This is a genomic window from Methylobacterium sp. A52T, assembly GCF_053346095.1.
Genome location: NZ_JBKFBI010000029.1, coordinates 23,394 through 47,636 on the forward strand (window position 1 = coordinate 23,394; position 24,243 = coordinate 47,636).

Genomic DNA, 24,243 nt, shown 5'->3' on the forward strand with positions numbered 1-24,243 from the left:
GTCGCCGCAGAGAGTATGGCCCACACTCTCTACCCTGAAGTAGGCACCGAAAAGATTTGTACGCACCGAAAGGAGAGTGTCGAATGCGCAGGGCTGACCCCGACCCCGCGATCGAGGCGAAGCGGCGCGGGCCGCCCCCGCAGGACGTCGATCCGGCGATCGAGGCCCTGGTGAACGACATCATCGGCCAGGTCGCCGACAAGTGGACGATGCTGATCCTCGAGGCCCTGGAGGAGCACGGCACCCTCCGGTTCACGCAGCTCGGCCGGGCCGTGGGCCGGATCAGCCAGAAGATGCTGACGCAGACCGTCCGCCAGATGGAGCGGGACGGTCTCGTCCGGCGGACGGTGCACCCGGTGATCCCGCCGCGCGTGGACTACACGCTGACGCCGCTGGGCCGGAGCCTGGGCGCCGCGTTCTGCGGCGTGTGGATCTGGGCCGAGACGCACCACGCCGAGATCGAGCGCGCCCGGCGGGCATTCGCTGCGGCGGCCGAAGCTCTGGATCTTCCCGCCGACGCCGGGGCACCGTGAAGGCGAAGGGCTTCCCGATCGCGGTCTGGCCGCGGAGGACGGAGGGGCGTGCGGCTCTGGCGGGCTCGCCCGCGCGGGGCCGGCCCGTGCCGATTAACTGTCGAGCGGAAGAGCGATGCCGTCGTTCTCCAATGGTCTCGCCAAGCTTGGCGTTTCAGTCTAGCGTCTAGACTGAATTCGGCGGCAAGGCGGGCGCATCATGCAATCCACCCCTCCGTACGGTGAGCCGCCGCTCCCGATCAGTTCCGACGCGATCGCCGACGGCCCGAAGGTCCCCGGCGCGGCGCGGCGCCGTTCCGTGGTCGCGGGCGCCATCGGCAACACGCTCGAATGGTACGATTTCGCCACCTACGGGTACTTCAGTGCCGTCATCGGCCGGAACTTCTTCCCGTCCGACAGCCCCACGACGTCGCTGCTCTCGGCCTTCGCGGTGTTCGCCGCCGCCTTCTTCATGCGCCCGATCGGCGGCATCGTGTTCGGCCACATCGGCGACCGCTACGGCCGGAAGACGGCACTCCTGCTGTCGGCGGGCCTCATGGCCGTCTCGACCTTCCTGATGGGCTGCCTGCCCACCTACGCGTCGGCCGGACTCCTCGCGCCCGTCCTGCTCGTGGTGCTGCGGCTCGGCCAGGGTCTCTCCGTCGGCGGCGAGTACACCTCCTCGGCCATCTTCCTGTCCGAGACCGCAGCACCGGCGCGCCGCGGCCTGACCGGCAGCCTCGCCTGCATCGGGGCCGCCGGAGGCATCCTGCTCGGCTCCATTGCCGGGACGCTCGTCACCGGCCTGCTCACGCCGGAGGACGTGCACCAGTGGGGCTGGCGCCTGCCGTTCCTCTTCGGGATCGTGCTCGGCGTCTTCATCTTCGCCCTGCGTCGCCATATCGACGACGATCACGTCGAGACCGTGTTTCGCGAAGATCGGACACCGACGGACCAGCGCTCACCGCTGCGCACGGCCGTCGAGATCGACGGCTCCGCCATGCTGCGCGCCTTCGCGATGAATCTCGGCCTGGCGTGCGGCTTCTACGTGGTGTTCGTCTACCTCGTGACGTTCATGCACACCGTGTCGGGCCTCCCGCAACACACGGCGTTTCTCATCAACTCCCTCGCCATGGTGGTTCAAGCCGTGTGCATCCCGATCGCCGGAGCCCTGTCCGACCGCTTCGGGCGCAAGCGTGTTCTGGTCCTGACCGGGGCGGGCCTGACAATCCTGTCATGGCCGCTCTTCATGCTGCTGACCACCGGCGACACGCTTCTGATCGTCCTGAGCCAGGTCGCGTTCGCGATCCTGATCGCCGGCAACGCCGCCGTCGTGCCGACGGCGTTCGTCGAGATGTTCCAGCACCGCTCGCGCTGCACGGCCCTGGCGATCAGCTTCAACGCCTCGATGGCGCTGGTCGGGGGCACCGCCCCGATGGCCGCGACGTGGATCGTCCACCACCTGGCCTGGCCCACGGGGCCGGGCCTCTACGTCGCCGTGCTGTCGGCCATCTCGCTCGCCGCAGTCCTCACGATGCGCGATCGGACCGGAGAATCGCTCGCGTGAGAGGATCGGCGCGCGGGGGGCGACACGCGGAGGCCGAAGTCACGTTGCGGCTCTCACAGAGCCGACGCCCCCATCGATCGTCGCTCGTCTCGATGGTGCCGGGCGTCCGATCGGCGACGATCCGAGCGGCGCGGTCAATAGGTCACCCTCACTAGTGGTAGCCGAGAGCGGCTCAGCTAAAATCGACTGAGGGAGACAGAAGAGAGCCTGTCCAGCAATGATCGGGTGAGCACTGCGGAGATCTCTTCTTGCTCGACGCGGTCATTGCCATGACCGGCAGACGGGCATCGGCGCTCCCGAGGGACCTGGAGCATGGGATTCGACGTGACACGACCTCTCTGGCGCTCAGTTTCATCCCGCCTCATCGTCGTATCCTTCTCAGCACTGATGATCGCGCCGGCGGCCCAGGCGGCCGGCACGCTGGAGGCGGCTCTCCGCGCGGTGCCCGATTCCGTCCTGGCGACGCCTGACCCGATGCCGATCGTCTTCATGGACGTCCAGGCGCTGTCCAGGGCAGCCGGCGGTGCGCTGAGCGACGCCGGCCTGCGGCGCATGGCCTTCGCGCAGAGCATCCGCCCGCTGAACGCCCTGAGCTACGGCGGCGCGCAGACATGGACCGAGAAGGCCGGCATCCCGTTCGAGGACATCTCGTATTTCGCGGCCTTCGGCCAGCCTCCGGCGCGCGTGAGTTACTGGGGTCTGGCGACGAAGGCGGCAGCCGACACCCTGGTCGCCAAGCTGAAGGACAGGAACTTCCGGCCGGTCTCGACCGCGCCGCGCATTCTCGCCAACGGTGAGCCGCGCGCCATGAATCTCAGGGCCCGGCAGCCGACCGATCCCTGGTCCGGCCCGATGGGCGAGACCAGCGCGATCCTGGCGATCGATCGCGTCGTCGCGCAGGCGTCCGCGGCCGGGGATCTGGAGACACGCGTCGGGGTCGGCCGGAGCGCGGCGGATCACGCGGCGGTCGCCACATCGCTGACGGGTCTGGCCGCCGCGGATGAGCGCGACCCGGGCGCGATCCTTCAAGCGGCCGTCGTGACGCCGCTGATGGGTATCACCCCCGACGATCCTGCCGCCCTCCTGTCGGCGACGACCGATCTGGCCGCGCAGAGGAAGGCGATCGAGGATCAGCGCGAGCGCGGACGGGACGGCGTCCCGGCTTATGCCGGCGGTATCGTGGCGGACTATCAAGGCAAGAACGGACCGGCCCTGCTCGTATCCCTCGCCTATCCCGATTGCCAGACGGCCGAACGGGCCGTCTCCGCGCTGAAGGCGCGTTGGCGAGCCGGCATGGCCCCTGCGGCCTCCGTCGACGGCCGCTCGGTCGAGAGCCCGCAGCGCGGCTGTGCCGCCGTCCTCCGCGTCGATCGTGCCCCGGGTGCGAACACCCCGTTCGGGGAGTTCCTCGGGACCTCCATGCAGCGCGGCTTCAACGTCCTGCAGATCGGATCGCAGCGATGACCGGGCTCCGACGCGCCGGACCGGAGCGCGACCGTCCCGGCCTGCGTGGTCGAGGCGCGGCTTTCCTAGGCCTCGGCCGTTCCGGGCGCGGCCGGCTCGCCCGTCGCCCCGAGTTCGGTGGCGAACTTGCCGAAGAACTCGTCGGCGAGTTTGCGCGCGGTCGCCTGCATGAGCCGGCCGCCCAGCGTGGCGATCTTGCCGCCGACCTCCGCCTTGGCGGTGTAGGTCAGGAGCGTCTCGCCGCCCTCCGCCGCGAGGCTGACCGCGGCGCGGCCCTTGGCGAAGCCCGCCATGCCGCCGTTGCCCTGGCCGACGAGGCTGTAGCCCTCGGGAGGGCGCATGTCCTCCAGGCGGACCGTGCCCGCGAAGGTCGCCGAGACCGGCCCGACCTTGAGGGCGACCTTGGCCGTCATCTCCTCCGGGGAGGCCTGCACCAGCTCCTTGCAGCCGGGGATGCAGCGGGCGAGCACCTCCGGATCGTTCAGCGCCGCCCAGACGGCCTCCCGCGCGACCGGGATCCGATACGCGCCAGCGATGTCCATCCTGGTCTCCTCCTGACACTGCGCCGCCCACCGGCCGGTGCGGGCGCTCAGACCGCGCAGTAGCGCGCCTGGATCTCGGGATCGTCCCGCAGCGCGGCCGCGGGCGCGTGGTAGACGACGGCGCCGCCGTCGACGATGTAGACGCGGTCGGACACGTCGAGGGCGAGCTCGACGTTCTGCTCCACGAGCAGGATCGTGGTGCCGGCCCGCTTCATCGCGACGAACTGCGCGAACATCTCCTCGACCAGGATCGGCATGATCCCCTCCGAGGGTTCGTCGAGGAGCACCATCACGGGCTCGGCCATGAGCGCCCGGGCGATGGCGAGCATCTGCTGCTCGCCGCCCGACATCGTGACCGCCTCCTGCTTCAGGCGCTGCTTCAGCCGCGGGAAGGTCTCGGCGATGACCTCGATCCGCCGCGCCTCGTCGCGGCGCGTCGCCCGCTCGCCCCGTCCTGCCCCCCTGGCGGCCAGGATCCCGAGGCGCAGGTTCTCCTCCACGGTCAGCCCCGGCACGATGCGCCGCTCCTCCGGCACGTAGGCGAGGCCCCGGTGGAAGCGCTCGTGGGGCGGCCGGTGGAGGATGTCGGCGCCCGCGAAGGTCACGCGCCCCTCGCGCTTCGCCACGAGGCCCATGATCGCCTTCAGCGTCGTGGTCTTGCCGGCGCCGTTGCGGCCGACCAGCGTGACGATCTCGCCGGGGCGCACCTCCAGCGAGAGGCCCTGCAGGATGTGGGAGTGGCCGTACCACGCCCGCAGGTCCTCGACCGCCAGGAGCGGCTGCGCGACGGCGGCGCTCATGCGGTCTTGCCCGTGGTCTTGCCCGTGATCTTGCCCGCCGCGTTGCCCAGGTAGACGCGGCGCACCTCGGGATGGGCGCGGATGTCGTCGGGGCTGCCCTCGGCCAGGAGCTGGCCCTGGTGGAGGACGACGAGGCGCCGGCACAGGCCCATGACGAGCTTCATCTTGTGCTCGACGAGGATCAGCGTCCGGGTCTCGGCGAGGCGCTGCACGAGGTCCATCATCTCGCGCGTCTCCTCGGGGCTCATCCCGGCGGTCGGCTCGTCGAGGAGGAGGAGGCTCGGCTCGGCGGCCAGCGCCACCGCGATCTCCAGGGCGCGCTGCTCGCCGTGGGCGAGTTCGCGCGCGAGGCGGTCCATCCGGGCGCCGAGCCCGACCTCGCCGAGGAGTTCCTCGGCCCGCTCCGCCAGCTCGGGATAGGCCGCGCGGTCCCGGAAGAACGCGAAGCGGACCCGCCGGGCCTGGGCGGCCACCCGCACGTTCTCGCGCACCGTGAGGTGCGGGAAGACGTTGGTGATCTGGAACGACTTGGCGATGCCCATCCGGGCGAAGGCGTGCGGGGCCGCGCCGGTGATGTCGCGCCCGCGGAACAGCACGCGGCCCTCGCTCGGCGGGAAGGCGCCCGAGATGAGGTTGAAGAAGGTCGACTTGCCCGCCCCGTTCGGCCCGATGATCGCCGTGATGCCGCCCTCCGGGAACGCGACGGTCACGTCCGACAGGGCGCGGAAATGCCCGAACCGCTTGCCGAGCCCCTCCGTGGCGAGGATCGGCGGCGCAGCACTGGGCGCCGTACTCGGCGCCTTGGCCGGCGCGGCGGCGACCGGGGCGACGGCCGGGGCGGCGCTCACCATCCGGCCCTCCTCAGGCGCGCCAGCACCTCGCCCCAGATGCCGAGCGGCAGGAACAGCACGAAGGCGATGAAGACGGCGCCGACGAAGAGCTGCCAGTGGCTCGTCACGGTGGCGAGCCCGTCCTGCAGGAGCGCGAAGGTCGCGGCGCCGACGAAGGGCCCGAAGAAGGTCCCCATGCCGCCGAGCAGCGCCATCATCACGGCCTGGCCGGAGGTCGAATAGTGCATCGTCTCGATCGGCACGATCGAGAGGTGGATCGCCTGGAGCCCGCCCGCGAGGCCGCACAGGGCCCCGGAGATCACGAAGGCCGCGAGCTTCATGCGGCGCACGTCGTAGCCGCAGGCCTGCGCCCGGCCCTCGTTCTCGCGGATCGCCTCGAGGGCGGCCCCGAAGGGCGACGACAGGAGGCGCGAGAACAGCCAGACCGCGACGCCGACCACCGCCAGCGCGGCGTAGTACTTCACCACCGGGTCGAGGAGGTTGAGGCTGAAGCCCGGCAGGGCGAGCGCCGGCACGTTGATGCCGCGCAGGCCGTTCTCGCCGCCGGTGAAGGCCTCCGCCTGGTAGAAGGCATAGTAGACGCACATCGACAGCGCGAGCGTCGTCATCGCGAAGTAGATGCCGCGGGTGCGGATCGCCAGCACGCCCATGACGGCGGCGATGAGTGTCGCGAGCAGCGTGCCGGCGACGAGCGCCAGGGCCGGGTGCAGCCCGTAATGGACGATGGCGATGCCGCAGCCGTAGGCGCCGCCGCCCAGGAAGGCGGCGTGGCCGAAGGACAGGAGCCCGGTATAGCCGAACAGCAGGTTGAACCCGAGGGCGTAGAGCCCGAGCACCAGGATGTTCACCGCGAGGGCCTGGTAGGGCGCGATCCAGGGGAACACGAGGAGGAAGGCGAGCGTCAGGGCGACGCGGTGCCGGCCGCACCACGCCAGCCGGCGCCCGGCCCGGCCGGGGGCCGGGCCGGGCGCCCGGAGGGGGGCTCCCCCGGTGGGCGGGGGGGGGGGGGCGCGGGCGCTCATCCGAGGGCTCCGGCCCGGCCGAGGAGGCCCCGGGGCCGCACGAGCAGCACCAGGGCCATGAGGGCGAAGATCGCCATCTTGGTCATGTCGGGGGCGACGAGCGACGTCATGGCCACCACGATCCCGACGATCAGCCCGGCGAGCACGGCCCCGGCGAGCGAGCCCATGCCGCCGACCACCGTGACCACGAAGGCCTCGGCGAGCACCGGGATCCCCATCTCGGGCGTGACGCCCTGGAGGGGCGCGGCGAGGATGCCGGCGAGCCCGGCGAGCGCGCAGCCCAGGGCGAAGACCGCGAGCCAGACCTTGGTGATCTCGATGCCGAGCACCTGCACGATCTGCGGGTCGCGGGCGCCGGCCCGGATCACGAGGCCGAAGGGCGTGCGCTCGATGAACAGCCACAGCGCGCCCACCACCGCCAGCGCGAATCCGATCAGGAACAGGCGGTAGAGGGGGAAGTAGCCGATCCCGATGTCGACCGCGCCGCGCAGCTCGGGCGGCGCGCCGAAGGGCAGGCCGGTCAGCCCGAAGGCGATGCGCACGCTCTCGACCATCACGTAGGACAGGCCGAAGGTGAGGAGCAGCGGGTCGTCGATGCCGCGCCCGTAGAGGGGGCGCACGAGCACGCGCTCCACGGCGAGCCCGAGGAGCCCCATCGCCAGCGGCGCCGCGACGAGGCTGAGCCAGAAGCTGCCGGTGTAGCCGTACAGGAAGACGCCGACATAGGCGCCGACCATGAAGAACGCGCCGTGGGCGAAGTTGACGACGTTCATCAGCCCGAAGATCAGCGACAGGCCGATGCCGACGAGCACGTAGATCGCCCCCAGCGCGATGCCGGTCACGAGCTGGAGGGCGAGGAGATCGAGGGGGAAGCCGCCGATCGTGATGGCGCTCAAGGCATCGCCCTCCCGCGGGTCCGCACGGAGCGCCTCACGCCTTGTGACCGAGTTCGTCGCAGCCGCGCAGGAAGCGCTCGTCGGGCCCCTCCGTGCCGAGGATCGTGAAGACGTCGTCCGGTGTCTTCATGTCCTTCGACTTCGCCTCGACGATCAGGACCGACTGCACCGACTGGTGGTCGCATTTCCGGAAGCTCTGCGGACCCTTGTAGAAGTCGGCCTTCAGGGCCTCCATGGCGGCCACGACCTTGTCGGTCTCGACCGACCCGGCGGCCTTCACGCCCTCCAGCACCGAGCGGACGCCGGCGTAGCCCAGCGCCCCGTAATCCGACGGGACGGCGCCGTTGTAGGCGGCGCGGAACCGGTCGTTGAACGCCTTGGCGGAGGGCACGCTGTCCTCCAGGCGCCAGTAGTAGGAGGTGCCGCCGATCACGCCGTCGAAGGCGTCGCCGCCGGCCTTGCGGGCGGTGAAGAGCAGGACCGGCGCGACGAGCTTGGTGGTGCGCTTCAGGCCGAACTCGGTCGCCTGCTGGATCGAGACGACCTGGTCCCGGCCGAAATTGCACAGGCAGAGCACGTCGGGCTTGAGCGCCGCGATCCGGGGCAGGAAGGCCGAGTAGTCGGAGGCGCCGATCGGGTGGCGGATGTCGGCCACGACCTCGATGCCCGAGGCTTCGCCGGCGCGCTTGAACCCGCGCATCATCTCGTGGCCGTACGCGTAGTCGGCGCTCAGGAAGGCGACGCGCTTGCCCGATTTCGGGAAGACGTAGCGGCCGACCGCGCCCGCGGTCATGTGCGGGTTCAGGGCCTCGTGGAAGGTGGTGCGGCCGAAATCCTTGGCCTCGTTGATCGCGTCGGACTGGCTGATCGAGTTGTAGATCACGCCGCGCTCGCGGGCGACGTTGTTGATCGACAGGGTCACGGCCGCCGAGAGGCCGCCGACCAGGAAGTTGACCTTGTCCTTCTCGATCAGCTCGAGGGTCCGGGTCGCCGCCTCGCCGGGGTTGAGCTTGTCGTCGCGCACGAGGAGCTCGGCCGTGCGGCCCTGGAAGCCGCCGGCCTCGTTGAACGCCTTGACGGCGAGTTGCGCGGCGCGGACCTGATCGTTCGCCTCGGCCCCGAAGGCGCCGGTGAGCGGCACCGGGAAGCCGATCCGGATCGGGCCTCCGGTCGAATCGCCTTGCGCGATCGCGGAGCGCAGGAGCGCCGGGGCGGCGAGCGCCAGCGCGGATGCGGCGGCGCTGCCCCGGAGCAGCCGGCGCCTGTCGAAGCCCGTTCCCATTCCCGTCCCTCCGTCGGCGTTTCCTGATCGGGACCGGTCTCTTCGGCGGACCGTGCCCCGTGGTGGTCGATGTGTCCTGACCCGGAAGGGTCATCCGTCCTCGCGAGCGCAGCGAAGCGATCCAGGGATCCGCCACGTTCGGCAGCGTCCCGCTGCCCTGGGTTGCTTCGCTGCGCTCGCAAGGACGGGAGCCGGTTTCAAATCAGTCCCAGCGCCTCCAGCACGACTTCGGGGGTCACCGGCTGGCGCGCGACCCGGGCGTTCAGCGGCGCGAGCGCGTCGTTGATGGCGTTGACGACCGCCGCCGGCGCGCCGGCGGTGCCGGCCTCGCCCGCGCCCTTGGCGCCGATCTCGGACGACGCGGTGGCCGAGACCACGTGGGCGACGTCGATATCGGGCATCTCGCCGGCCATCGGCACGAGGTAGTCGGCCATCGATCCGTTCAGCAGCTGGCCCTCGCCGTCGTAGAGGCAGTGCTCGAACAGGGCCCCGCCGATCCCCTGGACGATGCCGCCGCGGATCTGCTCGTCGACGAGGAGCGGGTTGAGCACGGTGCCGCAATCCTCGACGCACCAGTGCTTGAGCAGCCGCACGAAGCCCGTCTCGGTGTCGACCTCGACGTAGGAGGCCTGCACGCCGTTGGTGAAGGCGAAGGGGTAGTCCTTCGGCACGTAGTGCCGGGTCGCCACGAATTCGGGCTGCACCCCCGGCGGCAGCGTGTCGGGGCGGAAGTAGACGATGCGGCCGAGTTCCGCGAGCGGCATGCGCTCGGTCCCGGTGCCTGCGTCCACCACGGCGCCGTCGCGGACATCGAGGCTGCCGGGATCGGCCTGCAGGATCGCGCCCGCCACCGCCAGGACGTTGCCGCGCAGCGCCTTGCCGGCCTGCCAAGCGGCCTCGCCGCCGATGCCGGCCCCGCGCGAGGCCCAGGTCCCGCCGCCGTAGGGGGTCGTCTGCGTGTCGCCCGAGATCACCCGGACCTTGTCCATCGGCACGCCCGTGGCGGTGGCCACGATCTGCGCGATGATGCCCTCGGTGCCCTGGCCCTGCTCCGTGACGCTGACCGACGCGACGACACCCCCCTGCGGATCGAGCCGGATCGTGCAGCCGTCCTGGGAGGAGATGCGCGCGCCGCCGACCCCGTAGAAGGCCGCAGACGGGTTGGTGATCTCGATGAAGGCCGCGAGCCCGATGCCGCGGTGGATCCCCCGCCGGCGCAGGTCCGCCTGCTCGGCCCGGAGGCCGTCGTAGTCCATCATCGCCTTCAGCTTGGCGAGCGCCGCCTGGTGGGACAGCTTCTCCAGCTTGATCCCCGAGACGCCCGCGCAGGGATAGGCGTCGTCCGGGATGACGTTCCGCTCGCGCACGGCCAGGGGGTCGAGGCCGAGCCGGGCCGCGCCGAGATCGACGAGACCCTCGGCCACCATCGTGGCGATCGGGTGGCCCACCGCCCGGTACTGGCAGGTCGGCGCCTTGTTCTGGAGCACGACCCGGGCCCGGGCCCGGTAGTGCTGGTGCCGGTAGGGGCCGCCGGTCAGGTTGACGACCTGGTTGGCCTCGACCGCGCTGGTGCGCGGGTAGACCGAGTAGGGCCCGATGCCCGTGAGGTCGTCCATGTCGAGGGCGAGGATGTCGCCGTCGGCCGAGAAGGCCATCCGGGCGGTGACCCGGTGGTCGCGGGCGTGGATGTCGCTCTGGAAGCTCTCCAGCCGGTCGGCGACGAACTTGATCGGTCGCTTGAGCATCAGCGCCAGCGCGCAGGTCGCCATCTCGTCGGGGTAGATGTGGACCTTGATCCCGAAGGAGCCGCCGACATCCTTGCAGATCACCCGCACCGCCCCCTCGGGGAGGGCGAGGTGCTTGCACAGGATGTCCTGCATCATGTGCGGCGCCTGGAAGGAGTGGTGGACGGTCAGCATCCCGTCCGCCGCCGCCCAGTCGGCCAGGATCGCCCGCGGCTCCAGGCACACGCCGGTGTGCCGGCCGAACTGGAAGGTCTCCTCGACCACCAGGGCCGCGTCGCGGAAGGCCGCGTCGACGTCGCCGACGTCGAGGACGCGCTCGAAGGCGAGGTTGTCGCCGAGTTCGGCGTGGATCGCGGGCGTCGCGGGATCGAGCGCCGTCTCCATGTCGACGACGGCGGGGAGCGGGTCGAACTCGACCATGATCGCCGCGAGCGCGTCCTCGGCCTCGGCCCGGCCGTGCGCGACGACCGCGCAGAACGGCTCGCCGACCCAGGTCACCCGGTCGAGGGCCAGGGCGTGCTGGGGCGCCGAGCGCAGGCCCTTGAAGTGGCCGAGCACGCCGACCCAGGGGGTGCACACGGCCGCCAGTTCGGACCCCGTCACCACGGCGATCACGCCGGGCATCGCTCTGGCGTCCGCGGTGTCCAGGGCGACGATGCGGGCGTGGGCGTGGGGGCTGCGCAGGAAGGCGACGTGGCCGACGCGGGCGACGGCCACGTCGTCCACGTAGACGCCCCGTCCCTCGAGCAGGCGCCGCGCGTTCGGCCGCGGGACCGAGCGGCCGATATAGCTGTTCGGCCGGTCGAGGAAGGTGAGGCCGCCCGGATCCGCGCTCATTCGGCGGCCTCCCGGCCGGGATCCCGGCGGCCTTGCCCGCGCGCCTCTACGGTCGACGCGATGGCGTCGACGATGGCGTGGTAGCCGGTGCAGCGGCAGTAATTGCCCGCGATCGCCGCGCGGATCGCCTCGCGCGAGGTGGCCGCGTCCGCGTCCTCCAGCAGCTCGGCGGCCGTCACCAGCATGCCGGGGGTACAGTAGCCGCACTGCAGGGCGTTGCGGGCGTGGAAGGCGTCCTGCAGGTCGCGGATGCGCCCGCTCTCGGTCAGGCCCTCCACGGTCTCGACGGTGGCGCCGTCGGCCTGGACGCCGAGCATCAGGCAGGACCGCACCGCCCGGCCGTCGACCAGGATCGTGCAGGCGCCGCACACGCCGTGCTCGCAGCCGAGATGCACGCCGGTGAGGCCGAAGGACTGGCGCAGCAGGTCGCCGAGATGCATCCGGGCGGTGACATGCGCCCGCACGGTCTCGCCGTTCAGCGTGAAGGCGACCGCGTGCGCGCGGTCGGGGCTCTCAGACGCCATCGGGAGCGCCCTCCTGCGCGCTGCCGCCGCGCATCCTCGCCGCCACGCGGCCGAGGATCACGCGGGCGAGGTGGAGCCGCGTCGCGGCCTTGGTCGTCGGGTCGTCCGGCGGGTCGAGCTCACCGGCGAGTGCCGCCTGGGCGCCCGCGAGGTCGCCGGCCTCCAGGGCCGCCGCGGCGGCGCGGGCGAGCACCGGCCGGTCGGCCACGCCGAAGAAGGCGAGGCGCAGGTCCGACAGGCCCCCTTCGCCTCGCCGCCCGGTCGCCGCGAGGCCGACGAGGGCGTAGTCGCCGTGGCGGCGCGACAATTCCTCGAAGCCCCAGACCGCGTCGGCCCCCGGCACCGGGAACTCGATCGCCGTGACGATCTCGCCGGGCTCCAGGGCCGTCGTGTAGAGGCCCTGGAAGAACTCGTCCGCCGGGACGCGCCGCTCGGCCCCGGGCCCGCGCACCACGATCGAGGCGCCCGCGGCGAGGCAGCAGGCGGGCCACTCGGTGGCCGGGTCGGCCAGCGCCACCGAGCCGCCGATCGTGCCGCGGTTGCGGATCGCCGGATGGGCGATGTGCGGCAGGGCGGCGGCGAGCAGCGGCAGGCGCTCGCGCACGAGTGCCGCGGTCCCGACGTCGCGGTGGCGCGTCATCGCGCCGATCCGCACGATGCCGCCGGCCTCGCCGCCGGCCTCCGAGACGCCGGTGAGTTCGGGGATCGCGTTGAGGTCGACCAGCAGGCCGGGCGCCGAGAGCCGCATGTTGAGGGCCGTGACGAGGCTCTGGCCGCCCGCCAGGGGAACGGCGTCCTCCCCGTGCTCGGCGAGCAGGGCGAGGGCCGCGTCGAGCGAGGCCGGACGCGCGTAGGCGAAGTCGGGCGCCTTCAAGCCCTGGTCCTCCTCCCGATGGGCTTGCCCATGACCGCCCCGATGGGACAGGCTGGAGGCCCTTATTGATCGTTCGCTCAATAGAAGGCGAAACCGAGATGGCGTCAAGCAGGCCGGCGGACAGTGACGGTCGCGTGCCGACCGGCCGGCGGCTGACGCCGGAGGCCCGCGAGCGCCAGATCGTCGAGGGCGCGGTCGCCTACTTCGCCGAGGTCGGCCTCGACGGGCACACCCGGGAGCTCGCCCGCCGGCTGGGCATCACGCAGCCGCTGCTGTTCCGCTACTTCCCGACCAAGGCGGCACTGATCGAGCGGATCTACGAGGAGGTCTATCTCAGGCGCTGGGATCCCGGCTGGGAGGCGACGGTGCGCGACCCCGCGCTCCCCGTCCTCGAGCGCTTCCGGCGCTTCGAGATCGACTACCAGCGCCGGATCGACGACTACGCGTGGCTGCGGATCTTCGTGTCGGCGGGCCTCAAGGGGTTCGATCTGCCGAGCCGCTACCTCGGCATGGTCCGCGCGCGCATCTTCGCGCCGCTGCTCGCCGGGATGCGCGCCGAGTCGAACCTGCCGGACCCGGAGGTGCAGCCGCTCGCCGCGGACGAGTTCGAGCTCCTGTTCGGCATCCACGGCGCGCTGGTCTACGTCGGCCTGCGCTCGCGGGTCTACGGCATGGACGGCACGGCGGACCGCGACGCGGTCCGGGCCGCCATGCTCGACGCCGCCCTTCCGGGGCTGCTCGCCACCCACCGCCGGGTGGTGACGGCGGCGCGGTCGTCCGGCGCCCTCTAGGGCCGTCCCGGGATCCCCGGATCACGGGAGGCGGCGGTCCGGGCCGCCCGCGTCACCGAAGCGGGCCGCCGCGGCGATGACTTTCGCCGGAACTGCGTTAGCCTCGCGGGCCGGAGGAACGCCATGACCCAGGGAACGGAACCGGCGGCGCTGCCGCCCCACTTGGCACAGGAATACGCGGCGGCGCGGGACAACGGCTGCGTCGGCACCCGGCTGCTCTCGGAGGATGACCGCTCCCGGGTCTGGACCATCGTCCTGGCGCCCGGCGACCGGATCGGCTTCCACACGCACGTGCTCGACTATTTCTGGACCGCGGTGACGGCGGGGCGGGCCCGCTCGCATTACGGTGACGGGCGGGTCGCGGAGGTCGATTACCGCGCGGGCGACATCCAGCACCTGTCGTTCGGGCCGGGCGAGTCGATGACCCACGACCTCGCCAATATCGGCGACACGGAGCTGATCTTCACCACCGTCGAGTTCCTGGACAGCGCGAACCCGCCCCTCGCGCTCCCGGCCGCCGTGCGCGCGGAGGCGACCCGCCGCGCGGCCTAAGCGGGGCGGATATCGGGCGGGACCGCCGTCCCGGCCATCACCGCCTCGGGGCTGCGGAACCGCTCCGCCGCCGCCCGCTCGGCCGCGCCGCGCTGCTGCGCCTGCAGGTACGCGCCGAGATCGCGTCCCCGCGCCACGACGGCCGCGCCGTAGGCGCGTCGGCGCGCCTCGAAGGCCGTGAGCGCCGCGTCCACGTCGGCGCCGGCCGCGTCCAGGGCGTCCGCGAGGGCGGCGGCGTCCTCCATGGCCTTGGTCGCGCCCATCCCGACATGGGGCCGGGCCACGAAGGCGGCGTCGCCGATCAGGGCGACGCCGCGCGCCGGGATCATGGTCGGCGTCTCGATGTCCAGGATCGCCTGCAGGAACGGCTGCTCGGCGCGCAGCATGACCTCGGCGAAGGGCGGCGCGAGGATCCGCGCCGCGTCGGCGCGCATCGACTCCAGCACCGCGGCCTTGATGCGGCCCGGCGGGATGGAGAGGGCGTGGCGGACGCCGCCGGTATCGGTCAGCAGCGCGGCGAGCGCGGCCTCCTCGGTCGGCCTGTACCAGACCGCGTTGAAGCACCGCCCGGCGGCGGCCCCGTCCGCGCGCCCGGGCACGGGATAGCCGAGGATCTGCTCGCCCGGAGGCAGGCAGAACGCGAAATGGCCGCCGATCGCCTCCCGGGTCGCCGGCGCGAGGGTCGCCGCGTCGACGACGGCGCGCCACGCCACGTAGCCGGCGTAGCGCGGCGCGACACCGCTCAGGAACCGTGACCGCACCGTCGAGAACTGCCCGTCGGCGCCGACGAGGAGATCCGCGGAGATCCGGCGACCGTCCTCGAAGAAGGCGACGACGCGCGCGCCGTCGGATTCGACCGCGGCGAGCGCCGCGCCGTAGCGGACGCTGTCCGGGGGCGCGGCGTCCAGGAGCAGCCCGTAGAGCCGTCCCCAGCTCGCCAGCACCTGCGGCAGGCTCCGCTCCGCGATCACGGTCCCGTCCCGGTCGAGGACCCGACGGCCCTCGACGGTGACGCCGAGATCGCCCGCCCCGGCCGGAGCACCGCAGCGCGCCAGCACCGCCCGGAGGCCGGGATGCGTGACGATCCCCGCCCCGCGGCCCGTGAGCGCGGCCGCCGACCGCTCGAACACCGTGACGGCGTGGCCGCTCCGCGCGAGCAGGCACGCCGTGGTCAGTCCGGCGATCGAGCCGCCGATGACGGCCACGTCCAGTCGCTTCATGCAGCCCTCGAACCGGGACGGCGCTCCCGACCGCGCCCAGCATGGACGCGCCCGACCGGCCGGCCAAGATCGAAATCGCCGCGGGGCGCCGCGCTAGGCCGGCCGCACCAGCCGGTCGAGCCGCATCCGGGTGATCGCGCCGATCTCCTCCAGGGCCGTCGCCTCCTCGTCCGCGACCGCGCGCGCGAGGCGTTCCTCGAACAGCGCGCGGATCTCGCGCAGGTCCCGGCCTCGCACGGCGACGATGAACGGGAAGCCGAACCGGTGCCGGTAGGCGGCGTTCAGCCGGTCGAAGGCCGCGGCGTCCGCCTCCGTCAGCCGGTCGAGGCCGGCGCTGCCCTGCTCCTGCGCGGAATCGGCGGTCATCGCCCGGGCCCGGGCCTCCGGGCCGGCGAGTTCGGGATGGCCGTTGAGGAAGGCCAGGCGTACGTCCGGCGGCGCCGCGCGCACGGCCGCCATCATCGCCCCGTGGAGATCGGCGACGCCGGCGAAGGGCGCCGCGCCGTGGGCGGCCCGCGCGACCCAGGGCGCGTGCTCGAAGACGCCGCCGAGATACGCGACGAAGGCGTCGCGCTCGAGGGCGTTGAGGCGGTCGAGGTCGATCATGCCGCTCAGCTTCCGCGATAGGTGGTGAAGCTCGACGGGGCGCACAGCATCGGCACGTGGTAATGCTGCTTGGCGTCGAAGACGGCGAACCGCACGACCGGGTTGTCGATGAAGATGTCGGCCTCCGCAGTGCCGGCCCGGCCCTGGAAATACGCGTCGACGAAGAATTCCAGCTGGTACTGGCCGGTCTCGGCCCTGTCGGCCGGGAGGATCGGCGCGTCGGTCCGGCCGTCGGCGTTGGTGACGACGCTCTTCACGAGCCGCCACTGGCCGTTCTCGAGGACGGAGAAGTCGATCCGGACCCCCGCGACGGGGCGGCCGCGATCGGTGTCGAGGACGTGTGTGGTGATGCCCGCCATGCCGGGTCTCCTTGTCGCGTCGGGGATCGGACGGGTCAGCTGCCGCGGTAGTAGGAATAGCCCCAGGGCGTGAACAGCACCGGCAGGTGGTGGCGCTGGCTCGCGTCGCGGATCCGGAACCGGATCGGCACGAGGCCGAGGAAGTTCGGGGTCGGGAGCTTCACGCCCAGGTTCGCAAAATACGCCTCGAGGTGCAGCACCAGCTCGTAGCGGCCCGCCTTGAAAGCCTCGTCGACCAGGAGCGGCTCGGCGGTCCGGCCGTTCGGCGCGGTGGTGACCGTCCGGATCGGCCGGTAGCCGGTGCCGTCGTGCATCGCGAGGTCGCAGACCATCCCGGCGCCGGGCGTGCCGTGGAAATTGTCGATGGCGTGCAGGGTCAGCCGCGGCGAGAGGCCGGCCTGCGACACCGGCGCGGTGTTCAGCGTGCCGGGCCTGGTCGGGGCACCGGCCGGAGCCGCCGCCGGAGCATTGGCCGGAGCATTGGCCGGAGCCGCCGCCGGAGCGGGCGTGCCCTGGGCCAGCGCCGGGCCCGCGGAGGCCGCGGCCGCGGCGCCGAGCCCCGTCGCGACGAGGCCGCGCCGCGTCAGAGCGTGTCGATCGGGTCCGTGTTCCAAGAAAGCCTCCCTCTCGTGCTGCGGTTCACGCCGGCTCGTGCGCCGCGCGGGCCCGGGCGCGCCGACCCATCTCCGGCGTCGCTGGCGGGACGAAAGCCAGGATCAGGACGAGCGCCGCGGCCTCGACGGCGGCGACCAGCCAGAGGCCGGTCGCGACCGAGCCGGTCTGCTCGCGCAGGTAACCCATCGCCGCCGGCGCTCCGAAGCCCGCGAGGTTGGCCACCGAGTTGATGAGCGCGATGCCGGCCGCGGCCGCCGACCCGGCCAGGAAGCGGCCGGGGATCTGCCAGAAGACCGGGATCGCGCTCATCGTGCCGACGATCGCCACCCCGAGCATGAGCAGCGCGAGGACCGGGGCGCCCGCGATGAAGACGCCGGTGAGCGCGATGGCCAGCGCCCCGACGAAGGCCGGGACCCCGCAATGCAGCCGCGCCTCGCCGGTCCGGTCCGAGTGGCGGCCGTTGAGGATCATCCCGGCCCCGCCGCAGAGATAGGCGGCCGACATGATCCAGCCGACCGTCAGCGGGTCGGTGAAGCCGGCGTCGCGCACCACGCTCGGACCGAAGAAGGTCAGGGCCGAGTTCGCCGTGACGATGCAGAAGAAGATCGCGATGCACTGCCAGACGCGCGCGTCCTTCAGCGAGGCGAGGATGCGGTGCTCGCGGTGGCCGAGGGCCGCGGCGTCGCGCGCGAGGTCGGCCTCGACCAGCGCCTTCTGCTCCGCCGTCAGCCAGCCGGCCTTGGCGGGCCGGTCCGTGAGGTAGAACAGAGTGACGATGCCGGCCAGGATCGACGGGATGCCCTCGAGCAGGAACACCCACTGCCAGCCGGACCAGCCGTTGACGCCGTGCATCCCCGACATGATCGCGCCCGCGAGCGGCCCCCCGATGACGCCGGCCAGCGCCGAGGCGGACATGAACAGCCCGAACACCTTCGCCCGGCGCTCGCTCGGATACCAGTAGGTCAGGTACAGGATGACGCCGGGATAGAACCCGGCCTCGAAGACGCCGAGCAGGAAGCGCAGGACGTAGAAGAACGCCGGCGTGGTGACGAACATCATCGCCACGCAGCAGAGCCCCCACAGCAGGGTGATCCGCGCGATCGTCTTGCGGGCGCCGATATGCTCCAGCAGCAGGTTGCTCGGCACCTCGCACAGGAAGTAGCCGATGAAGAAGATCCCCGCGCCGATGCCGTAGACGGTCTCGCTGAACCGGAGCTCGGCCAGCATCTGCAGCTTGGCGAAGCCGATGTTGACCCGGTCGATCCAGGACAGGATCCACAGGACCATCAGGAACGGCAGCAGCCGCCACGTGATCCGGCGGTAGGCGTCGTCCAGGCGCGCGGGCGCCGCGAGGGCCGGCACGTCGGTCGCGTGGTGCGCCTGGATCGTCATGGCTGGCCCCACAGGGTTGCCCCGTCCGGAACGGGGCGTTGGAACTCCGGGCGATGCAGGACGGCTGCCAGTCTCGTGCCGGCGGCCGCCCGCCCCGTCTCAGACGATGGCTTCGCGCGGCGCGAGCAGCGTCGCGAGGGCGTGGCCGAGACCGACATTGTCCGCGGCGACGGCGGGCGGGCGCCGGTAGGGCGCCGCCGCGGCGGCGACGACCGCCTTCACCCCCGACGTGACCGAGCACAGGACCGGGACCGGCACGCGCGGCTGCAGGCGGGCCGCGAGGCCGACCAGGGCGGCGCCGCCGAGGATCACCGCCTCGGCACGATCCTCCTCGGCGCAGGCCCGGCAGGCGGCCGCGAGGTCGGACAGCGCCGCCTCCGGGTCCCTGGCGATCTCGCCGCCGGTGCGCGCGATCGTCCGGATGCCCACGAGGCCGTCACCGACGCCGAGGCTCGCGACGCACTCGCGGAGCATGGGCTTCCACAGGGCCCCGCCGGTCACGATGGCGTAGCGCCCGGCGACCCGCTGGGCCTCGAGGCACGACGCTTCGAGCATCCCCACCACCGGGACCGGTGAGACCTCGCGCAGGGCCAGCAGCCCGGGATCGCCGAAGCAGGCGAGGAAGACCGCGTCGCAGTCCCGGCCGTGCTCCGCGAAGGCGTCGAGGGCGGCGTGGCCGGCGATGGCCAGGGCCGCCCGGCTGGCGATGTAGGCGGCGCCGAACCGCGCCGTGGCCGGGACGAAGGTCGCAGCCGCGCCCGCCATCGTCCCGACCTGCCCGGCCAGGAGGTCGGTCACAGACGTGCTGGTGTTCGGATTGAGCAGCAGGATCCGCATGGCGCCCTCGGGTGGCGGGAGCCGGCCGGATGGCCGGGCAGAGGCCCGCACGCAGCCGGCCGGGGATGGGGAGGTCGGGGGAGGGGGCGGGGGGGGGGGGGGGGGCGGCGGGCCGGGGCGGCGCGGGTGAGGCCGCGCCGCCGGGCCGTTCGTGTCTCCGATGCGGACCGGGGCCGACCGCGGTCCGGACGGCCTCAGGCAGGACGGGCCGCGCCCGCCGGGCGGCGCATGAGGGCGGTGTAGATCGCGAAGCCCAGGGCGCAGCCGATGAACCACGTGAAGTTCGCCACGCCCTCCAGGCCCGGAAGGATCACGCAGAGCACGGGGATCAGGGCCGAGGGGATCATGGCGGTCACCGCGGCGCGGTTGTACCCGCCATTGTACCAGTACGTCCCGGCGGGGCTCATCGTGTAGAGGTCGTCGAGGACCACCTTCTGCTTCTTCACGAAGTAGAAGTCGGCGATCAGGATCCCGAACAGCGGGCCGATGAACGCGCCGAGGACGTCGAGCGTGTAGTGGATCACCGCGGGATTGTTGTAGAGGTTCCAGGGCGTGATGAAGATCGAGCCGACGGCCGCGATCATCCCGCCCATGCGCCACGAGATCCGCCGCGGCGACACGTTCGAGAAGTCGAACGCGGGCGAGACGAAGTTCGCGACGATGTTGATCCCGATGGTCGCGGTCATGAAGGTGAAGGCGCCGAGCACGACCGCGAAGGTGCTGTCGATACGGCTCACCGTCTCCACCGGGTCGGTGATCAGGTGGCCGAAGACCGGCACCGTCGCCGAGGCGGTGACGACCGTCAGGAGCGAGAACCCGAGGAAGTTCACCGGGAGCCCCCAGAAGTTACCCTTCTTCACCGCATCGAAGCTCGCGCCGTAGCGCGAGAAGTCGCCGAAATTCAGCATCGGCCCGGAGAAGTAGGAGACCACGAGGGCGACGGCGTTGATCATCACCGGCAGGGCGTCCCAGCCGGTATACTTCACGGTGCCCAGGGTCAGCCCGATCTCGCCGATCCCGGCCTTGGCGACGAGGTACGCGGCGAGGGCGATCATCACCACGTAGACCGCCGGCCCCGCCCAGTCGATGAACACGCGGATCGCCTCCATCCCGCGCCAGAAGACCAGCGCCTGCAGGACCCAGAGCGTCATGAAGGCGGCCCAGCCCAGACCCGACAGGCCGGCGAAGCCGTACTGCTTGACGTCGGCGTAGACGGCGAGTTCGGGGTAGAAGCGGAGCGCCACCACCGTCAGCGCCGCCGAGGCGAGGTAGGTCTGGATGCCGTACCACGCGACCGCGATCAGCCCGCGGATGATCGCCGGGATGTTGGCGCCCTTCACGCCGAAGGAGGCGCGGCAGATCACCGGATAGGGCGTGCCGGTCTGCTGGCTCGGCTTGGCGACGAGGTTGCAGAAGATCTGGACGATCACGATGCCGACGAGCAGGGCGATCAGCACCTGCCAGCTCACGAGGCCCAGCGAGAACAGGGAGCCGGCGGTCACGTACCCGCCGACGCTGTGGACGTCAGACATCCAGAAGGCGAAGATGTTGTAGGTGCCCCAGGTCTGCTTGCGCAGCGGGGCCAGATCCTTGTTCACGAGATCCGGATCGTAGCTCGGCTTGATGACGACGGCTTCCCGTTCGTCCGACACGGCCGTGCTGATGCCGGCGGCCTCAACCTGTGCGTACATGGCGTTTCTCCCTGACTGGCGCAGCCCTGTTGCCGGGCTTTTTCCGTGACGCTGACGACCCGCTGGGACCGCCATGCAAAACCTGGAACTCTCCGTCTCCTGCTCCTGTGAACCGTCGGTCGAAAACAGACCGCGGCCGACTTGTGAACTTCGTGTCCGGGCTGGACGGCGTCTCTACTTCCCGATGAACCCCTCGAGTCTGTTCCGGGCAGTACCCGCCTCGGCCGGGGCGCCCGCGGCCTCCGCGAGGAGCCGAGCCAGGCCGGACGGGTCGTCCGCCTCCGCGGGGAGCCCGCCCGCGTGGACCCGCTCCGCCATCGCCACGCCCGCCTCGGGCGACGCGTCGGCCAGCCCGGCGCAGACCGGGCCGAAGACCGCGCCGAACAGGGCGCGCCCCATGCGGGTCGGCCGGTAGCCGCCGCGCGGCGGATGGGCCGCGATCCAGTGACGGGCGATGTCCAGCCGCGTCGTCACCCAGGCGTCGGGGTGATCGCCCACGTAGTCGAGGAACCGCTCCAGCGCGGCCATCCGCCCCGGACGCCCGACCAGGCGGCAGTGCAGCCCCACCGACATGATGCCGCCCCGTCCCGCCTCGCCCTCGCGGTACAGGACGTCGAACGTGTCCTTCAGGTAGCCGAAGAACTGGTCGCCGTTGTTGAAGCCCTGGGCGGTCGCGAACCGCATGTCGTTGGCGTCGAGGGTGTAGGGGACGACGAGCTGCTGAAGCCCCCCGATGCGCAGCCAGTAGGGCAGGTCGTCGGCGTAGGAATCGGCGAGGTACAGGAACCCGCCCTCGGCGGCGCCGATGGCGAGCGTGTTCGCGGACGTGCGTCCCTGGTACAGGCCGAGGGGCCTGCTGCCCGTCAGCGATGCCTGCAGCGCGACGGCGGCGTCGATGTCGGCGCGCTCGGCCTCCGGGCTATGGTCGCGGTAGTCGATCCAGCGCAGGCCGTGGCTGGCGATCTCCCAGCCGGACTCGACCATCGCGGCGACGGCCTCGGGGTTGCGCTGCATCGCGGAGGCGACGCCGAAGACCGTGACCGGGAGGTTGCGGCGCGTGAACGCGCGCCAGAGGCGCCAGAAGCCGGCGCGGGCGCCGTACTCGTAGATCGACTCCATGTTGGCGTGGCGCTTCCCCGGCCAGGGCAGGGCCCCGACGATCTCGGAGAGGAAGGCCTCGGACGCCGCGTCACCGTGGAGGATGCAGTTCTCGCCGCCCTCCTCGTAGTTGATGACGCACTGGACGGCGACGCGCTTGCCCCCGGGCCAGGCCGGGTCCGGTCGATGCCGGCCGTATCCGACCATGTCGCGGGGATAGTCCTGGTCGAGGTCGAACATGGCGTGATCCCTCGTTCCGACGCGAGATAGACGCACGGCCGACCGTTGGTCCAATATCTTGTTCGGCTTGATTGATAGGTTGCGCGTTTAGATGGTGTGATCATTGATCTGAGTGCCGGATCGCCGCCGGGCGGACCGGCACCGGCCTGTCGTCGACGCGAGCCGGCACCGCGGACACTAACGGGCGCGGCTGGCGGGGATCGGGCCGGCGGCGAGCATGCCCAACAGGGCGTCGAACGCCAGCGGCTTCTCGACCACGGGTATGCCGGCGGCGCGGGCGCGGCTCCGGATGCCCGGGTCGGGGTGGCCGGTGATCAGGATCACGGGCACGCCGGCAGCGAGGTCCCGCAGCCGGCCCCACACCGCGAGCCCGTCCATTCCCGGCATGACGTGGTCCAGCAGGACGAAGGTCGGGTTCGGGCCCGGGAAAGCGGCCAGCAGCGCGCGTCCGTCGGCGAAGGTCTCCACCCGGTGGCCCGCGCTCTCCAGCAGGAAGCGGGTCGAGTGCAGGATGGCCGGGTCATCGTCCACGACGTAGATGAGGCTCGACGCGGCGGGCAGCGTCGCGTTCGCCGGTAGCGTGGCGTCCAGTGAGGTCATGGTGGCGAGCATAGGGGCGGTCCGCGGCGGCCGACCTTGACCTGCCTCAAGACCGGGGGCCGCGCCCGTACCGGCCCCCATCCCGAGACGGGCGACGATCCTGCCCCGGTCGATTCCGGCTCCCGCGCCGCTCGCTGTGCGGCGATCCGACACGTCGAGCAGTGACGCGCCTGTCCGCACCAGGGGCGCCCCTCGATTGATTCAACTCCGTTTCCTCATCCTGAAGTTGAATAACCACCTCTGCACGCACGATGTCGCGAGCCGGAGACCGAATGACAGACCCCGCAACGGAAAACTCTTCGGAATAAATCTTAATCAGTTTGCGTAGATTGTGCGCAACCCGATCATGACTGCTCAGCCCGGCTGACGCGTTCGCAGCCCTGGGTTCCGTCGCCTGGACATCCGCCTCATGAAAATGACCATCAAACTGCGACTCGTCTCGCTGCTCGGCGGACTCGGCTTGGTGTTGCTCGCCACGGCGGCGCTCGGAAATCTCTCGCTCCACTGGAGCCATCAGAGCCTGAAGACCGTCTTCGATGATCGCGTCGTCTGTCTCCGGCAATTCAGCATCATCCGCGACGCCTATGACAACCTGCTCGACGCCTCGCGCCAGCTGCGCGGCAGGCAGATCGAGCCGGCGGAGGCCAAGGAGAAGATCGAGCGCGATCTGTCGAAGCTCCACAGGGAGTTGTCGGCCTATCTGGCGACCTACCTGACCCCGGAGGAGGAGGCCCTGGTCAAGGAGCTGCAGGTGCGCGTCGATCGGAACGACGCGATCGCGGCCGAGATCCTCAAGCGCGTCGCCGCCGGCGCGGCCTCGGATTTCGAGGCCACCCACGCGGACCTGCTGAAGAGCATGCAGGCCACCAACGCGACGCTGAGCAAGCTGAGCGCGCTGCAGGTCCGGGAAGCCGAGGCGGAGTTCCGCCGCTCGGAGGCGACCGCCGGCTGGTCGCGCCTCGCGCTCCTGGCCGCGCTCGCGCTCGCCGCGCTCAGCATCGCCTACGGCGTGTACGTGATCGTGGTCCAGGTCACCCGGCCGCTGGGCAGCCTCGTCGCTGTTCTGCAGCGGATGGCCAAGGGCGCGGTCGACGCCGAGATCCGCGAGGCCACGCGCGGCGACGAGATCGGCGCCGTCGGCCAGGCGGTGGACGGCATCAGGACTATGGTCGCCCGCAAGGCCGCCGAGGAGGCCGAGGTCCGGCGCCGCGCCGACGCGGCCGCCGCCGCCGAGCGCAAGCGCACCATGGTCGAGCTCGCCGACGGCTTCGAGCGCGCCGTCGGCGGCATCGTCGGGCTGGTCTCGTCGGGGGGCAGCCGGCCCCC

The 24,243-nt window shown here is 71.8% G+C and carries 24 protein-coding genes; 6 read left to right on the plus strand and 18 right to left on the minus strand.

What is annotated here, in order from left to right; all coding sequences use genetic code 11:
- The first annotated feature begins 83 nt into the window (after nucleotides 1-83).
- The 3 genes from ACLBYE_RS09840 to ACLBYE_RS09850 all read left to right on the plus strand — a co-directional run bounded on the left by ACLBYE_RS09840 (nucleotide 84) and on the right by ACLBYE_RS09850 (nucleotide 3,543).
- Nucleotides 84-533, plus strand: coding sequence for a winged helix-turn-helix transcriptional regulator (locus ACLBYE_RS09840; protein ID WP_447694018.1), 450 nt, complete (start codon nucleotides 84-86; stop codon nucleotides 531-533).
- 199 nt (nucleotides 534-732) lie between these two features.
- On the plus strand, nucleotides 733-2,079 hold the full coding sequence (locus ACLBYE_RS09845) for an MFS transporter (protein WP_447694019.1): 1,347 nt from the start codon (nucleotides 733-735) through the stop codon (nucleotides 2,077-2,079).
- 387 nt (nucleotides 2,080-2,466) lie between these two features.
- Complete coding sequence (locus tag ACLBYE_RS09850) at nucleotides 2,467-3,543, plus strand: hypothetical protein (protein WP_447694020.1); 1,077 nt, start codon at nucleotides 2,467-2,469, stop codon at nucleotides 3,541-3,543.
- 65 nt (nucleotides 3,544-3,608) lie between these two features.
- Here the strand turns inward: ACLBYE_RS09850 and ACLBYE_RS09855 are convergent, their stop codons facing one another.
- The 9 genes from ACLBYE_RS09855 to ACLBYE_RS09895 all read right to left on the minus strand — a co-directional run bounded on the left by ACLBYE_RS09855 (nucleotide 3,609) and on the right by ACLBYE_RS09895 (nucleotide 12,916).
- Nucleotides 3,609-4,085 carry an SRPBCC family protein gene (locus tag ACLBYE_RS09855; protein WP_447694021.1) on the minus strand — a complete coding sequence of 159 codons (477 nt, stop codon included), beginning with the start codon at nucleotides 4,083-4,085 and terminating at the stop codon, nucleotides 3,609-3,611.
- A gap of 47 nt (nucleotides 4,086-4,132) precedes the next feature.
- Nucleotides 4,133-4,885, minus strand: coding sequence for an ABC transporter ATP-binding protein (locus tag ACLBYE_RS09860; protein ID WP_447694022.1), 753 nt, complete (start codon nucleotides 4,883-4,885; stop codon nucleotides 4,133-4,135).
- Nucleotides 4,882-5,736 carry an ABC transporter ATP-binding protein gene (locus ACLBYE_RS09865; RefSeq protein WP_447694023.1) on the minus strand — a complete coding sequence of 285 codons (855 nt, stop codon included), beginning with the start codon at nucleotides 5,734-5,736 and terminating at the stop codon, nucleotides 4,882-4,884. The genes ACLBYE_RS09860 and ACLBYE_RS09865 overlap by 4 nt, the downstream gene beginning before the upstream one ends.
- The gene (locus ACLBYE_RS09870) at nucleotides 5,730-6,758 is read right to left on the minus strand and encodes a branched-chain amino acid ABC transporter permease (protein WP_447694024.1); all 1,029 of its coding nucleotides are present in this window, start codon (nucleotides 6,756-6,758) and stop codon (nucleotides 5,730-5,732) included. Before ACLBYE_RS09870 ends, ACLBYE_RS09865 begins: the two co-directional genes overlap by 7 nt.
- Nucleotides 6,755-7,654, minus strand: a complete 900-nt coding sequence (locus ACLBYE_RS09875) for a branched-chain amino acid ABC transporter permease (protein WP_447694025.1) — start codon at nucleotides 7,652-7,654, stop codon at nucleotides 6,755-6,757. Before ACLBYE_RS09875 ends, ACLBYE_RS09870 begins: the two co-directional genes overlap by 4 nt.
- Before the next feature lie 34 nt (nucleotides 7,655-7,688).
- On the minus strand, nucleotides 7,689-8,936 hold the full coding sequence (locus tag ACLBYE_RS09880; protein WP_447694026.1) for an ABC transporter substrate-binding protein: 1,248 nt from the start codon (nucleotides 8,934-8,936) through the stop codon (nucleotides 7,689-7,691).
- Between the two features lie 197 nt (nucleotides 8,937-9,133).
- Nucleotides 9,134-11,518, minus strand: coding sequence for a xanthine dehydrogenase family protein molybdopterin-binding subunit (locus tag ACLBYE_RS09885; RefSeq protein WP_447694027.1), 2,385 nt, complete (start codon nucleotides 11,516-11,518; stop codon nucleotides 9,134-9,136).
- Nucleotides 11,515-12,042, minus strand: coding sequence for a (2Fe-2S)-binding protein (locus tag ACLBYE_RS09890; protein ID WP_447694028.1), 528 nt, complete (start codon nucleotides 12,040-12,042; stop codon nucleotides 11,515-11,517). The genes ACLBYE_RS09885 and ACLBYE_RS09890 overlap by 4 nt, the downstream gene beginning before the upstream one ends.
- Complete coding sequence (locus ACLBYE_RS09895) at nucleotides 12,032-12,916, minus strand: FAD binding domain-containing protein (protein ID WP_447694029.1); 885 nt, start codon at nucleotides 12,914-12,916, stop codon at nucleotides 12,032-12,034. Before ACLBYE_RS09895 ends, ACLBYE_RS09890 begins: the two co-directional genes overlap by 11 nt.
- Nucleotides 12,917-13,050: 134 nt before the next feature.
- On the opposite strand from ACLBYE_RS09895, the gene ACLBYE_RS09900 reads away from it, so the two are divergent.
- Together ACLBYE_RS09900 and ACLBYE_RS09905 are read left to right on the plus strand one after the other, a co-directional pair.
- Nucleotides 13,051-13,707: a TetR/AcrR family transcriptional regulator gene (locus ACLBYE_RS09900; protein WP_447694030.1), complete on the plus strand. Its 657-nt coding sequence runs from the start codon at nucleotides 13,051-13,053 to the stop codon at nucleotides 13,705-13,707.
- A gap of 123 nt (nucleotides 13,708-13,830) precedes the next feature.
- Nucleotides 13,831-14,259 carry a hypothetical protein gene (locus tag ACLBYE_RS09905; protein WP_447694031.1) on the plus strand — a complete coding sequence of 143 codons (429 nt, stop codon included), beginning with the start codon at nucleotides 13,831-13,833 and terminating at the stop codon, nucleotides 14,257-14,259.
- On the opposite strand, the gene ACLBYE_RS09910 is transcribed toward ACLBYE_RS09905, so the two are convergent.
- The 9 genes from ACLBYE_RS09910 to ACLBYE_RS09950 form a co-directional block, all read right to left on the minus strand.
- Nucleotides 14,256-15,479, minus strand: a complete 1,224-nt coding sequence (locus tag ACLBYE_RS09910) for an FAD binding domain-containing protein (protein WP_447694032.1) — start codon at nucleotides 15,477-15,479, stop codon at nucleotides 14,256-14,258. The genes ACLBYE_RS09905 and ACLBYE_RS09910 overlap by 4 nt on opposite strands.
- Before the next feature lie 93 nt (nucleotides 15,480-15,572).
- Entirely contained in the window at nucleotides 15,573-16,085 is a 513-nt protein-coding gene (uraD, locus tag ACLBYE_RS09915) for a 2-oxo-4-hydroxy-4-carboxy-5-ureidoimidazoline decarboxylase (RefSeq protein WP_447694033.1), read from the minus strand.
- A 5-nt stretch (nucleotides 16,086-16,090) separates the two neighbouring features.
- A complete protein-coding gene (gene uraH, locus ACLBYE_RS09920; protein WP_447694034.1) occupies nucleotides 16,091-16,444 on the minus strand; it encodes a hydroxyisourate hydrolase in 354 nt (117 codons plus the stop codon).
- A 35-nt stretch (nucleotides 16,445-16,479) separates the two neighbouring features.
- Nucleotides 16,480-17,058 (minus strand): hydroxyisourate hydrolase, encoded by a 579-nt coding sequence (uraH, locus tag ACLBYE_RS09925; RefSeq protein WP_447694035.1) that lies wholly within the window; start codon nucleotides 17,056-17,058, stop codon nucleotides 16,480-16,482.
- Between the two features lie 25 nt (nucleotides 17,059-17,083).
- Entirely contained in the window at nucleotides 17,084-18,451 is a 1,368-nt protein-coding gene (locus tag ACLBYE_RS09930; protein WP_447694036.1) for an MFS transporter, read from the minus strand.
- Nucleotides 18,452-18,550: 99 nt separating this feature from the next.
- Nucleotides 18,551-19,288: an aspartate/glutamate racemase family protein gene (locus ACLBYE_RS09935; protein ID WP_447694037.1), complete on the minus strand. Its 738-nt coding sequence runs from the start codon at nucleotides 19,286-19,288 to the stop codon at nucleotides 18,551-18,553.
- A 194-nt stretch (nucleotides 19,289-19,482) separates the two neighbouring features.
- Nucleotides 19,483-20,979: an NCS1 family nucleobase:cation symporter-1 gene (locus ACLBYE_RS09940; protein ID WP_447694038.1), complete on the minus strand. Its 1,497-nt coding sequence runs from the start codon at nucleotides 20,977-20,979 to the stop codon at nucleotides 19,483-19,485.
- Between the two features lie 174 nt (nucleotides 20,980-21,153).
- The gene (gene puuE / locus ACLBYE_RS09945) at nucleotides 21,154-22,317 is read right to left on the minus strand and encodes an allantoinase PuuE (protein ID WP_447694039.1); all 1,164 of its coding nucleotides are present in this window, start codon (nucleotides 22,315-22,317) and stop codon (nucleotides 21,154-21,156) included.
- 177 nt (nucleotides 22,318-22,494) lie between these two features.
- Nucleotides 22,495-22,917 carry a response regulator transcription factor gene (locus ACLBYE_RS09950; RefSeq protein WP_447694042.1) on the minus strand — a complete coding sequence of 141 codons (423 nt, stop codon included), beginning with the start codon at nucleotides 22,915-22,917 and terminating at the stop codon, nucleotides 22,495-22,497.
- A 409-nt stretch (nucleotides 22,918-23,326) separates the two neighbouring features.
- On the opposite strand from ACLBYE_RS09950, the gene ACLBYE_RS09955 reads away from it, so the two are divergent.
- A partial coding sequence (locus ACLBYE_RS09955) for an MCP four helix bundle domain-containing protein (RefSeq protein WP_447694040.1) occupies nucleotides 23,327-24,243 on the plus strand: 917 nt, incomplete at its 3' end.

Bases quoted from the DNA above. Each gene is read 5' to 3' on its own strand.
- ACLBYE_RS09840 (WP_447694018.1), top strand. From the start codon at position 84: ATGCGCAGGGCTGACCCCGACCCCGCGATCGAGGCGAAGCGGCGCGGG.
- ACLBYE_RS09845 (WP_447694019.1), top strand. From the start codon at position 733: ATGCAATCCACCCCTCCGTACGGTGAGCCGCCGCTCCCGATCAGTTCC.
- ACLBYE_RS09850 (WP_447694020.1), top strand. From the start codon at position 2,467: ATGATCGCGCCGGCGGCCCAGGCGGCCGGCACGCTGGAGGCGGCTCTC.
- ACLBYE_RS09855 (WP_447694021.1), bottom strand. From the start codon at position 4,085: ATGGACATCGCTGGCGCGTATCGGATCCCGGTCGCGCGGGAGGCCGTC.
- ACLBYE_RS09860 (WP_447694022.1), bottom strand. From the start codon at position 4,885: ATGAGCGCCGCCGTCGCGCAGCCGCTCCTGGCGGTCGAGGACCTGCGG.
- ACLBYE_RS09865 (WP_447694023.1), bottom strand. From the start codon at position 5,736: ATGGTGAGCGCCGCCCCGGCCGTCGCCCCGGTCGCCGCCGCGCCGGCC.
- ACLBYE_RS09870 (WP_447694024.1), bottom strand. From the start codon at position 6,758: ATGAGCGCCCGCGCCCCCCCCCCCCCGCCCACCGGGGGAGCCCCCCTC.
- ACLBYE_RS09880 (WP_447694026.1), bottom strand. From the start codon at position 8,936: ATGGGAACGGGCTTCGACAGGCGCCGGCTGCTCCGGGGCAGCGCCGCC.
- ACLBYE_RS09885 (WP_447694027.1), bottom strand. From the start codon at position 11,518: ATGAGCGCGGATCCGGGCGGCCTCACCTTCCTCGACCGGCCGAACAGC.
- ACLBYE_RS09890 (WP_447694028.1), bottom strand. From the start codon at position 12,042: ATGGCGTCTGAGAGCCCCGACCGCGCGCACGCGGTCGCCTTCACGCTG.
- ACLBYE_RS09905 (WP_447694031.1), top strand. From the start codon at position 13,831: ATGACCCAGGGAACGGAACCGGCGGCGCTGCCGCCCCACTTGGCACAG.
- ACLBYE_RS09910 (WP_447694032.1), bottom strand. From the start codon at position 15,479: ATGAAGCGACTGGACGTGGCCGTCATCGGCGGCTCGATCGCCGGACTG.
- uraD (WP_447694033.1), bottom strand. From the start codon at position 16,085: ATGATCGACCTCGACCGCCTCAACGCCCTCGAGCGCGACGCCTTCGTC.
- uraH (WP_447694034.1), bottom strand. From the start codon at position 16,444: ATGGCGGGCATCACCACACACGTCCTCGACACCGATCGCGGCCGCCCC.
- ACLBYE_RS09930 (WP_447694036.1), bottom strand. From the start codon at position 18,451: ATGACGATCCAGGCGCACCACGCGACCGACGTGCCGGCCCTCGCGGCG.
- ACLBYE_RS09935 (WP_447694037.1), bottom strand. From the start codon at position 19,288: ATGCGGATCCTGCTGCTCAATCCGAACACCAGCACGTCTGTGACCGAC.
- ACLBYE_RS09940 (WP_447694038.1), bottom strand. From the start codon at position 20,979: ATGTACGCACAGGTTGAGGCCGCCGGCATCAGCACGGCCGTGTCGGAC.
- puuE (WP_447694039.1), bottom strand. From the start codon at position 22,317: ATGTTCGACCTCGACCAGGACTATCCCCGCGACATGGTCGGATACGGC.
- ACLBYE_RS09950 (WP_447694042.1), bottom strand. From the start codon at position 22,917: ATGACCTCACTGGACGCCACGCTACCGGCGAACGCGACGCTGCCCGCC.